Origin of the sequence: Alkalibacterium kapii, from assembly GCF_007988865.1 — a bacterium.
Lineage (GTDB): Bacteria > Bacillota > Bacilli > Lactobacillales > Carnobacteriaceae_A > Alkalibacterium > Alkalibacterium kapii.
The window spans coordinates 1-11753 of record NZ_BJUY01000031.1; the positions used below are offsets into that span (position 1 = coordinate 1).

13 protein-coding genes are annotated in these 11753 nt (G+C 39.0%); 8 read left to right on the plus strand and 5 right to left on the minus strand.

The window, feature by feature from the left end; all coding sequences use genetic code 11:
- Positions 1-738: 738 nt before the first annotated feature.
- On the minus strand, positions 739-1596 hold the full coding sequence (fba, locus tag AKA01nite_RS08490) for a class II fructose-1,6-bisphosphate aldolase (protein ID WP_146924896.1): 858 nt from the start codon (positions 1594-1596) through the stop codon (positions 739-741).
- A gap of 233 nt (positions 1597-1829) precedes the next feature.
- The gene (locus AKA01nite_RS08495) at positions 1830-2042 is read right to left on the minus strand and encodes a hypothetical protein (RefSeq protein ID WP_146924897.1); all 213 of its coding nucleotides are present in this window, start codon (positions 2040-2042) and stop codon (positions 1830-1832) included.
- Positions 2043-2414: 372 nt separating this feature from the next.
- On the opposite strand from AKA01nite_RS08495, the gene AKA01nite_RS08500 reads away from it, so the two are divergent.
- Positions 2415-2663 carry a hypothetical protein gene (locus AKA01nite_RS08500; RefSeq protein WP_146924898.1) on the plus strand — a complete coding sequence of 83 codons (249 nt, stop codon included), beginning with the start codon at positions 2415-2417 and terminating at the stop codon, positions 2661-2663.
- Between the two features lie 131 nt (positions 2664-2794).
- Positions 2795-3679, plus strand: a complete 885-nt coding sequence (locus tag AKA01nite_RS08505; RefSeq protein ID WP_146924899.1) for an Rgg/GadR/MutR family transcriptional regulator — start codon at positions 2795-2797, stop codon at positions 3677-3679.
- A 337-nt stretch (positions 3680-4016) separates the two neighbouring features.
- Here the strand turns inward: AKA01nite_RS08505 and AKA01nite_RS08510 are convergent, their stop codons facing one another.
- The 3 genes from AKA01nite_RS08510 to AKA01nite_RS08520 all read right to left on the minus strand — a co-directional run bounded on the left by AKA01nite_RS08510 (position 4017) and on the right by AKA01nite_RS08520 (position 5960).
- Complete coding sequence (locus AKA01nite_RS08510; RefSeq protein WP_146924900.1) at positions 4017-4565, minus strand: hypothetical protein; 549 nt, start codon at positions 4563-4565, stop codon at positions 4017-4019.
- A 274-nt stretch (positions 4566-4839) separates the two neighbouring features.
- Entirely contained in the window at positions 4840-5436 is a 597-nt protein-coding gene (gene rpoE, locus AKA01nite_RS08515) for a DNA-directed RNA polymerase subunit delta (RefSeq protein WP_146924901.1), read from the minus strand.
- An 83-nt stretch (positions 5437-5519) separates the two neighbouring features.
- The gene (locus AKA01nite_RS08520) at positions 5520-5960 is read right to left on the minus strand and encodes a YwiB family protein (RefSeq protein ID WP_146924902.1); all 441 of its coding nucleotides are present in this window, start codon (positions 5958-5960) and stop codon (positions 5520-5522) included.
- Positions 5961-6211: 251 nt separating this feature from the next.
- Here AKA01nite_RS08520 and AKA01nite_RS08525 point away from each other — a divergent pair, with 251 nt between their 5' ends.
- The 6 genes from AKA01nite_RS08525 to AKA01nite_RS08550 all read left to right on the plus strand — a co-directional run.
- A complete protein-coding gene (locus AKA01nite_RS08525; protein WP_146924903.1) occupies positions 6212-7072 on the plus strand; it encodes a lipoate--protein ligase family protein in 861 nt (286 codons plus the stop codon).
- Between the two features lie 75 nt (positions 7073-7147).
- Positions 7148-8485, plus strand: a complete 1338-nt coding sequence (locus AKA01nite_RS08530) for an HD domain-containing protein (RefSeq protein WP_146924904.1) — start codon at positions 7148-7150, stop codon at positions 8483-8485.
- Between the two features lie 16 nt (positions 8486-8501).
- Positions 8502-9317: a sugar-phosphatase gene (gene yidA / locus AKA01nite_RS08535; protein ID WP_146924905.1), complete on the plus strand. Its 816-nt coding sequence runs from the start codon at positions 8502-8504 to the stop codon at positions 9315-9317.
- 80 nt (positions 9318-9397) lie between these two features.
- Positions 9398-9835 (plus strand): organic hydroperoxide resistance protein, encoded by a 438-nt coding sequence (locus tag AKA01nite_RS08540; RefSeq protein ID WP_146924906.1) that lies wholly within the window; start codon positions 9398-9400, stop codon positions 9833-9835.
- A 154-nt stretch (positions 9836-9989) separates the two neighbouring features.
- Complete coding sequence (locus AKA01nite_RS08545) at positions 9990-11291, plus strand: Y-family DNA polymerase (RefSeq protein WP_222592503.1); 1302 nt, start codon at positions 9990-9992, stop codon at positions 11289-11291.
- 43 nt (positions 11292-11334) lie between these two features.
- The coding region (locus AKA01nite_RS08550; RefSeq protein ID WP_146924907.1) for a hypothetical protein at positions 11335-11753 on the plus strand (419 nt) is incomplete at its 3' end.

Sequence of the window (11753 nt, forward strand, 5' to 3'; positions counted from 1 at the left end):
CTTGTTCTAGTTATACTGGGCTTATATATCGGCGCTTTGTATGAGTTCGGATTTATTTGCTCAACTCATCGATTCGATGCCGGTTGGGTTCTGGTTATTGCTGGTTATTATAGTAACTCAGTACGAGCTGTCACCTTGAGTACCTATTATGTCTCTTCATAACCCCAACTCAGCACAGAACGTCCTCTTGAGTTACTATTATATCTCTCGATAACCCTGACTCGGTGCAGGCGGTCACTTTGAGTTCCTATTATCTCTCTTCATAACCGCAACTCAGTACAGGCTATCACTTTGAGTTCCTATTATGAACCTATTTATAAGTTTTTAGACGTTATAATCAGCAAGTCATTTATGGAAAGCACATCCGACTGTATAGATGCATTGACCAGCAAATCAAATAGTTTTTCACCCTCTTAACCTTTTTCCATACCAAGAATATGCTGTTTATTCTTTATTGGTAATGTTATTCGCTTTTCCAGTGCTTTTAAAATCGTTAGTAGCTCTGGCTGCGTACGTGCTTTTACCGTTTCCATCTCACCTCTACTGACCTGTATAGTACTATAATTTGATCTCAATACTATTAATATTGTTCAAAGAAGAAATTTATCACTATTTTCACGGGACTTTTTAAATAAATAAAAAACACCCCTCAAAACGATTGGTTTATCGTCTTGAAGGGTGCTTGTTCGTTCAGTTTAGAAAAAAATCGTTCAAATGACTTTCTTTACGCTTATTTGATTAAGCTTGTCCTGAAGAACCAAATTCTTTCATTTTAGCTTTTGTTGCAGCCGTGATGTTTTCTTTACCAGGTCCAACGATTTTACGAGGATCGTAAACTTTGTCGTCATTGGCAATCACTTCACGTGTACGTTTTGCCCATACTTGCTGTAATTCAGTGTTCACGTTGATTTTAGTATGACCGTATTCGATTGCTTTTTTGATTTGGTGAGTTGGAATTCCAGATCCACCGTGTAAGACTAAAGGAGCACCTGTCAATTCAGAAATTTCTTTCATTTCGTCAAAGCCAAGTTTTGGTTCACCTTCATAGTCACCGTGAACAGAACCTAAAGCTGCTGCTAGTGCATCAATTTTAGCTTCTTCAACCATACGTTTACATTCTTCAGGGTCGGCATACATAACACCGCCAGTTACGCCATCTTCAGTACCACCGACAGTTCCGACTTCAGCTTCAACAGATGCCCCTTTAGAGTGAGCATATTCTACAACTGTTTTTGTTGCTTTAATGTTTTCTTCGATCGGGAATTTTGAGTTGTCGATCATGACTGATGAGAAACCAGCATCGATTGCTGCTGTACATGTTTCAAGAGAAGAACCGTGATCCAAGTGAACAGCTACAGGAACTGTAATGTTCATTGTATCAAGTAATGCGTTGACCATCGCAGTAACAACTTTGAATCCGCCCATGTATTTAGCTGCTCCTTCAGAAACACCTAGAATAACTGGAGATTTTTCTTCTTCTGCTGCTTGTAAAATGGCTTGTGTCCATTCCAAGTTGTTGATGTTGAATTGTCCAACAGCGTATTTACCTTTCAACGCTTTGTTCAACATTTCTGTCATACTTACTAATTGACCCATGTGTGTAGCCTCCTAAAATTTTTGCGTACGTTTAAAAACCGAGATACGCACTCGGACTCACTATCCATTATAAACAAAATTTCACAATAAAACTAGTGTGAATGTCTATAATGTTGTTTTGCTATCTAAAATTTTACTCATTCTACTCTAATTTCTTGAATTTATATTTTTTTAGCCAGTGTATTTAGTGTTTTTATTATGATGTCGTAAACTACTCATTTGCTGGATACAATTCACAGCACATTTTTATGTACCTTATTACCATTGGTTGCTCTATTTACTTTATTTTTTACGTCAATATCCTTGCTTATTTTCTCCAATAAAAAGACTATTCTAAAGAATATGCCCAGCAGAATCCCGATTCCGATTATTAAACCGTAGTTTCCTAAAAAAAATAATACAACCACTAAAAAAATCGCTATGAACATCGATAACATCAAATACATCGAATCTCCTCCTTACAATCAGTATATACTAGCGAAGGTTACAATAATAGTCTGACCCGACTATTATTGTCATAAAGATTTATGGAAATCACTTAATAAATCACCCACGAATGAAATCTTCTAGGAGGTTTATCTCTTGAAAGGTTCTATTTTTAAATACTACAAATCGGTCGGATTACACTACCACTTACACACTTTTTATTTTCTTGGTATACACTAAAAATAGGTATAAAAAAGAAAATTTTTTATATTTGTAGAGAAACAAAGTTCTTTATCCATCTTTAGTATCTTTTTATTAGTGCTATTTAAGTATAACAACATTAGTTTACAGATAAGAGTATTAAGTTTAACTATCAGAAGAGGAGTTTGAAAATGAAAAAAATTAGTAACTTAAATCAATCTGAGATTAGAAAAACACGTTATATTATAGCAGTTTTTTTAGTGCCTTGTGGAATCTATGCCTTTATAGGGTCAAATGGAGCATTGTCTCGATATGTAGAAGCTGTAGCAATACTCTTACTCTTCATCTTAGGAATGGTTGAATACTTAAACAATTATAAATTCATCGCTATCATAGATTTTTTATTTGTGGTTTGGTTTAGCTACAGTTTTCTTCAATAAATTGAAAAGAACTTGTTTTTCAAAAATTTTTATGGGTTCAACTTTTTACTCCAATAATTATATTTCAACCAACGTAAAATATGTTAATATGGTAGTGTAATCCGACCACTTAATTTTTCGGAGGTGTTATTTTGAGGAGTGGTGAAGGTTTTAAACAGCTGCGTGAGGAACGGGGAATAAGTCAGAGGAAACTAACAGAAGGTATCTGTGCCAGAAGTACACTGGCCACCTTTGAAAACGAAGGCAGTCATCTTTCTGTGGAGCTATGTTCAAAGCTATTGGACCGATTGAACATCCGTATCAATACTTATTTTAGTATGATTTCAGACGATTTCGACAGTAAAAGAGCAGAATTTTCTGTATTTAAGAAAAGCATTATCACAGAAGATATAGAAGAACTCCAGCAAAAGAAACAGGACTATTTTACTCTGTATACATCGACCCGTGACTTTTACTGGTTCAATCTTTATCTCCATTCAGAACGGATCATTTCTCAATTGACTGATTCTTTCAGTTATGAAACGTTTAAACAAGCGCATAAACGTGACATTACTAGTGTAAAGAAATACTTGAATAAAGTAGAAAATTGGAGTCATTTTGAATTTTCAGTTTTCAGCAATTCAATCTGGTACTTTGATCTTGACTTTATCCAGTTAATCAAAAAACGGTTAGAAAAGAACGACAAGACTGCTGTTGAAGACAAGAAAGAACTATACGGGAGTTTCTTACTGAATATGAGCTCCTACTGTCTGGAGTATGGTCATTTCGAATTGATCGAACCACTGAAAGAAGAACTCTTTGAACTGTCCAGTTATGAAAACATTTACTGGAAAACAATGGCTTCTTTTCAGCTTTCCCTTGCGGGAGAATTGTCGGATCCTCCTTTCGCTTCAAAAAAAGAGACGCTTTCACATATAAGAATATACGAACAGGTGGATGAAGAGGATCATTACGAGAATATGGTCAAGTATAGAAAGCGTTTGATAGAAAAACACAAAAAAGGAGAGCCGTCCTAGAGGTTTTGCCCCTCCAGGAATGGCTCTCCTATTGTTGTTGCCGTGAGCACATCTTCCCCCTCTGTTCTGTATTCATTGAAGCGAGATCCCGATTTGTCAATCACTATTTTGATTGTAACTGTCCCTGCAGCATGAGCCAGAAAGATAGCCATTTCACCCCTGGAATTTCCATCAGAATAGGATTCAACGATTACGATACCTTATTATCAATCAACTGCAGATTTTTATTGCTTCTATCTTCTCAGTTTAATCAAACGTCGGCAACCATCAATCAATACTTGTTAAATGCTCCCGTAAATTAAAAGTTTGTTCTTCGAGATCTTTTTATTCAGAATCTTTATTTTTTTAAATACTCTGTATAAGTCTTAGAAGAAAGTATGTTTTTGAGCGCAGAATGTAATTCTATTTTCCCTTCTTCATTGAAACTGTTCAATCTGAACATTGACACATCTTGATCAGGTAAATAATAGATAGATTGTATTTCTTCGTTATACCCAGAATCAGCAACTGTCTTTTCATATTCCAAGTCTGTATTAAATAATAAAACAGCTTTAAATTCGCTAGCTTCCAAAAAAATTATAGGAATCCTTTTGGATATTTCTTGAAGCGATTCTCTATATCTCTTAGTGGATACTTTAGAAAAGTATTCAGGATAAATAAATAATGAGTCGGCGTTATAATAATTTGATTCTTTGAAATCAGTTGAAGTCAACTGATTTAGGTTTATAGAATCGTACAAAAACAAATCATCAGAATTGTTTCTTTCATCACCTAACGTTAGAACTTTTAAAGTATCTGATCTTACATCTTCGTTTTTTTGTGTGAAAAAATGCAGTGTTAAAGATAGCGTAAGGAGAGAAATTAAAAGAACAGCAATTTTTTTCACGATAACAAACTCCTCTTAATACACTTTAATATCTCCAGTCTTATAAAGAATAAAACCGAAGAATACACGTGTTTTACATCCTTTCTCTTACTGAATTTATTCTTTATCTATACTTAGTATATACCAATAAATACTAGAAGTGTTAAAATGGTAGTGCAATCCGACCATTTAATTTCAACGAGAAAAACCCTACTCTTTTTAAATAAACAAAAATCGTGCCGGCATGTTCGTTAAAACATACCGGCACGATTTTCTTATAAACTATTTTTAAAATCTATTCTTCTTCGTCTTCCTCGTCATCGCCTAGGACTTCTTCGTCATCGACAATATTTAGGCCTTTTAGCTCTTCATCGTCTTCGACGTCGTCAAGGTCTTCCAGGTCATCTTTATATTCGCCTAGATCTTCTTCGTCTTCCTCGTCAACCATGACGCCATGTTCATCCACTGCAACACGGTCACCGTATTTGATTGGTTCGTCATCGTCTTCGTCTTCTTCATCCTCATCTTCTTCAAACTCTTCGTCTTCGATATCTTCATCAAAGCCGAGATGTTTCTTTCTGCGACGCGGTTTTTCGTCTTCTTCATCGTTATTATGGGTATTTTCTTCATCGATCAGATCGATGGGATACCAGTTGCGCAGTCCCCAGCGGTTGTCACCCAGCGAAATAAAGCGGCCATCTATGTTCAGGTCAGTATAAAACTGGACCATGCCTTCTTCCAGATCTGCATCAGACAGGTTAAGGTAGTCCGCAACTTCAGCTAGTAAATCATTGAAGTCTTTCACTTGTCCTGTTGTCTGTAATATGGCGTGTGCGACTTCGACCATAGCTAATTCTTCTTTGTTCTGATCTTTAAATTGGATTAATTCCACGACTTATACGTCCTCTCATTCGTCTTGGTCTTTTAACTTTTTAATTTCTGAAACATTTGTTTGAGCTCACTTATATTACATGATTACGTGGTGAAACGCAATCGTATTTGATAGTCGCCTAATTTTTGTCTGTTCGCTGATAAGGAATAGTCTATATAAATGCGGCCCGCAAATGGCCGGTCATAGTAGCTTACTCTGATATCCTCTGTTCTCACTGTCATGGGAATGATCCCAGCTGGTGTCCGGTAGTTTGATTCAGTGGGCTGCGTACTGTCAAAAACGAGTCGAGTCGTCTGCTCTGCACGTCTGATCAGTTGAACGACGCCATCCGGATTGATTTTCAGCGTGACCGGTATCGCTCCCTCCTCATGCGCTTCTTCAAAGCGGATGTAGTAGCTGCTGTTCATGTAAACGACACGTCCAGCTTCCTCAAATGAGTGATGGTGTGATTCTCCGTTTTGAACATAGGACGTTTCCATTTTAATTTCAGCTGGCAAGCCATTTTTAATTTTTTCTGAAGGCATCTGTCTCATTCCTTCCTTTCCTTGAATCTATTGATTTTTACTGTAATGGGTTTGCTTTCTGAATGGAAATGCATTCCCATTTATTTTGAGATTATTTCTTACTATTTAATTATAACAAATCCTTCTCTATTAGTTTAGCATAAATGTGTCTTCTCTTCTTGTTAAGAATTCTTCAGTAATCATCACACTTGCTTATTCTTTTTGGTATACTTGATTAAATAATACTTATAACGGACAAGGACGGAAGTTGAATGACTGATTCTCTCGATTTTTTAACTGCAGGAAATGAATTTCTGGTTTATGATAAAGTTCCCTCAATCTATACCACTCATCGATATGCTCCTTTTGCTTTGACAGATGCTTTGATCAAAGAAGCTGGCGAAAAAAACCAGCCGATTCTGCATTTCTGGACCACTGAACCTTATGTTATCTTGGGCATGATGGATACGAAACTGCCTTTTTTAACCGAAGCACTGGAAAGTTTGTCTTCTTTTAGCTATCCCTATCTGGTAAGAAATTCCGGTGGACTGGCTGTGATCAGTGATGAGGGGGTACTTAATTTCACGCTTATTTTTCCAGAAAAAGATGAACGGCTCTCAATCAATGAAGGATACGACCGGATGCACCAGATCATTCAGAAAGCTTTTAAAGACTTTCCTGAACAGATCGACGCGTATGAGATCCCTGACTCTTATTGTCCCGGCGACTATGATTTGAGTATTAATGGAAGAAAAATTGCCGGGATCGCTCAAAGACGGTTGAATGGCGGGATTGCCATTATGATTTATTTAAGTGTCAACGGTGACCAGAAAAAACGCGCCGAAATAATCAAAACCCTTTACGATCATGGTCTCAAAGGTACTGAAACAAAATGGCATTTCCCCACTGTAAAACCAGAAGTGATGACGACACTGGAACATGCTCTGGCTCATTCCTTCACCGTTTCAGACGTTAAAAAGCGTATAAAGTCTCTGTTTTTAAAGGCGTCTATAGAATTAAAGGAGGCCACCTTCCCCCCTTCTGTTCAATCAGATTATATGGAAGGTTTAGAAAAAATGACCAAGCGCAACAAAAAAATGCTGCCACAATTACCCCTTAGTGCTGGAGGTTAGAGAAAGGAGTTCTTTTCACTTCATAGGCACCTTCTAAGTCATTTGATGCAGAAGTTGAAGTGATGAGATAAAGATATGTGTGTCCATTCATTCGAAAAATCAGACCGGCTCGTTAACGAAAAGGTCTTTAAAGATCCGGTTCATGACTATATCCATGTGCGGCACCAGTTGATTCTTGATTTGATCGATTCAAAGGAAGTCCAGCGGCTGCGTCGCATCAAGCAACTGGGGACCACGCAATTCACTTTTCACGGAGCTGAGCACTCGCGCTTCTCTCATTCATTGGGCGTATATGAAATAACGCGTCGCATCGTTGATATGTTCGATCGCAATTATCCAAACGACTGGGATCCAGGCATGCGTCTCGTCACCTTATGTGCGGCTTTGCTGCATGACATTGGGCATGGCCCTTTTTCACATACGTTCGAGAAAATATTTGAAACAGATCATGAAGCCATCACGACGGATATTATTCTCTCCGAAGAAACAGAAGTGAATGCTATTTTGAAACGCGTTTCTCTGGATTTTCCCAATCAGGTAGCCAGCGTCATCACCAAACAGCACAGCAATCCGCAAGTCGTTCAGCTTATTTCCAGTCAGATCGATGCTGACCGAATGGATTATCTCCAGCGCGATGCTTTTTTCACAGGAGCAACCTATGGAGCTTTCGATTTATCCCGTATTTTGCGTGTCATCCGTCCCTATAAAGACGGAATCGCCTTCCAGTATCAAGGTCTTCACGCTGTCGAGGATTATATTGTCAGTCGTTTCCAGATGTATATGCAAGTCTACTTTCACCCGGCTTCACGGGGAATGGAAGTCACGCTCGATCGTCTGCTTTACCGGGCCAAGCAGCTTTATCATGAAGGAGCCCTGTTTCCAGTATTCCCCCTTCTTGTGCCTTTTTTTGAAGAAGCAGCCACCCTTTCAGATTACTTGAAACTGGATGACGGTGTCCTTCAAACGGCAATCATTCTCTGGACCGAAAGCGATGATGCTTACTTGAGTGAACTGGCAGGTATGTTTCTTAACCGAAAGCCGCTCAAATCCGTTGTATTCGAAAAAGGACAGGATGACGAGATCGTTGAAATACTGCGGGATATTGTGGGCAAGTTAAGTTATGATAAAAATCTCTACACGATGACCAACAGCAGTTCTGACTTACCGTATGATTATAAATTGAAAAGTAAAACACCGATCCAGCTCATCCATTCCGATGGGACACTGGTAGAAATCAGTACGGTCAGCTCGATCGTCAAATCACTCAGCGGCATTCTGCATGGAGACCATCGTTTGTTTGTACCGAAGGAGTTCTTGGAAAAAGAGATCGCCAATATCAATATGTTCCAGGAAGAATATGATGCCTTTCAGCACTACATTAAAAATGGTGCGATCACGCATCCGAAAGACTGAATTAATGGAGGAAACTATGACTATAAAACTCATTGCCATCGATATTGACGGCACATTACTTAATACGGACAGAAAAGTGACAAAAGAAGTAAAGGAAGCGATACATGCCGCTAAACAGGCAGATATCCGTGTCGTTCTCTGTACCGGAAGACCTTTCCCGGGTGTTGTTTCTCTGATCGAGGAACTTGAACTCAATGAAACCGATGATTACGTTATTTCTTATAATGGGGCACTGGTTCAAAACACGCATACAGAAGAAAAAATCATTGATTACACCCTGACACATGACGATTATCTATTTCTGGAAAAAACGGCTAGAGAAGCGGGTTCTCACTTCCATGCGATCCATAATGAAGGTGTCTTTACTCCGAATAAGGATATCAGTAAATATACCGTCCGGGAAGCTTTTATAATCGGTCTGCCCTTATTCTACCGGACACCTGGGGAAATGGATCCGTCAAGTTCTTACAACAAAATGATGATGATCGACGAGCCGCCTGTTTTAGAAGCGGCTATCGCTCGTCTGCCTGAAAGTTTATGGGAGAATTATACTCTTTTGCGCAGTGAACCTTATTACTTTGAGATTTTAAATAAAAAAGCCAGCAAAGGGAAAGCAGTCAAAGCTTTAGCAGAACACTTGAATATAGACAGAAAACAAGTAATGGCTATTGGGGACAGCGGAAACGATATCGATCTGGTTGACTTTGCCGGAATCGGTGTGGCCATGGAAAATGCGACGGATGAAGTAAAAGCGGTGGCGGATGTTATTACCGCCTCCAATAATAATCACGGTGTTGCCCATGCTATTAATACTTATGCGCTGGACCGATAACGATATAAACCTTTAACTTGGGTATGTTCCCCCTTATTGTTATACTAGATAATAGAATAATGAAAAGGAGAGAGTCAATTATGTCAGAAAAAATCGTATACACTACTGCTGCCGTCAATACAGGTGCACGTGCAGGCGAAAGTCACTCACCCGATCATTCATACGAAGTAAATATCGATGTACCGAAGGAAATGGGAGGCGAAGGTAATGGAACAAACCCCGAGCAGCTTTTCGCTATGGGATACAGTGCCTGTTATCACGCCGCTTTAGACCATTATAAAGAAGAAGAAAATATCGACAACGATTCCCAAGTCACATTGACTGTTCATCTGCATAAAGACCCTGAAGACGGCGGTTTCAAGTTAAGCGTTGAAATCGAAGTCGGCATGAAAGATATGCCTGAAGAAAAAGTTCAGACATTAGCTGATAAAGCACATACGTTCTGTCCATATTCTAAGGCAACCAAAGGTAACATGGATGTTACCGTCAAAGCTATTCCTTACGTCGAAGGAAAATAATTAAATAAATTTAATTAGGCGAAGTTGTCTGCTGTCTCAAGGATAGCGGGCAACTTCTTTTGTTTTTATCTTTATTTTGAAATGTGTTCCCCTTGACGGGACGAACAAGTGTTCTTATAATTAATACAAACGTACATTCCCGTAAGGAGGCTGGATGATGGTCCAAAGAATGGATTACTCTAATGAACCCCGTAGAGACATTTTATGTATTGATGTTAAATCATTTTTTGCTTCCGTTGAGGCTGTGGAAAGAAAGCAGCATCCCCTCGAAGCTAGGATCGCGGTCGTCAGTAAACCTGACAACAACGGTGGCCTCGTTCTTGCCGCCTCTCCTTTAGTAAAAAAACTTTATGGCGTTAAAACCGGGACGCGTGTGTATGAAATCCCTAAAAATGCGTCTATTGAAGTTGTTGAACCCCGGATGGCTTTGTATGTCGAAAAAAATCTGGAGATCGTTTCTCTTTTCAAACAATTCGTTGCTGATCCTGATCTCCATGTGTACAGTATCGATGAATCTTTTTTGGATGTCACTCACTCACATGGCTTATTTGGATCGACTGAGGATATCGCCAGAAAAATCCAGTACCTTATTTGGAAAAAGATGAAGCTTGTGGTCACTATCGGTATCGGGGACAATCCACTGCTCGCAAAGCTGGCTCTGGACCATGACGCCAAACATGATCCAAGCAGTAATTACATTGCTGCCTGGCACTATGATGATGTTCCTGAAACAATTTGGAATATCGCTTCCATGAAAGACTTCTGGGGGATCGGCTCACGAACAGAGAAACACTTGCAGCGAATAGGTATTCATTCGATCTATGACCTTTCTCAATACGATGTAAAAAAACTAAAAAAACGATTTGGTGTGATTGGAGAACAGCTCTTCTTCCATTCACACGGTATCGACCGCACACGCTTATCTGACACCTTTACACCTAAAGAAACATCTTTCAGCAAAAATCAGATCTTGAACAGAGATTATGTCGAAAAGCACGAAGTAGAAATCGTGATTCGTGAAATGGCGGAAGAAAATGCCATGAGGTTGCGTAAACATCATTTAACTGCTGGCCTTGTCAAACTCAGCATCGGTTATTCAAAAGAGGTCGTAGAGCGCGGTTTCAGTCATCAACTATTGATCGAACAAACTGATTTTTCCAAAAAGCTTATCGAAGGGCTATTGATTATTTTCAATCGTTACTATGAGCCTTTCCCTGTCCGCGTAGTGAATGTGACTTTTGGCAAAATCAGCCACAAGTCATCGCTGCAACTTTCTTTGTTTGATAGTACTGAAACACTTATAAATCAGGAAGACCTAGACCAAACGATTGACTCTATTCGAAGAAAATACGGGTATACTTCCCTCCTTCACGCCAGCAGCCTGGCTCGGGGCGGAATGGCTATCCAGCGGGATAAACTACTGGGCGGACATCGAGCAGGAAAAAGCGATGACTGATTGTGATTAATTTACATAATAGATAAAAAAGGAGGAATAGGACATGGAACAAGAGGATGTTAAACTTTCTCCCGATGCCTTAGGCTATAAAGACAGAGGAAAGATGAAGTGGATCGGATTGATGCTTTCTGATCATGCTGAAGCACTGAAAAGGCAAAGCGCAGCTAAGCATAAAATCCAGATCTCCCCCAAACCCAGACAGTCATTAAAAGAAATCAGTGCGTGTTTATATCGCAGTTACTCAAATAAAAAACCGCTTAGTATCCAACTCGATGTTATTAAAAACGGAAGCTATCTGAAAGATATTGAAGGCTTTGTTGTGGGAGTTAAGGATGATACCATTTTTATTGAGCAGCGAGATCGAATGCTGAAGCGCATTTTGTTAAAAGACATTCGGCATATCGACTGGCTCAACGCCGCAGACTGGTTCGAAAAGTACACACGGCAAGATACCTCTAATAT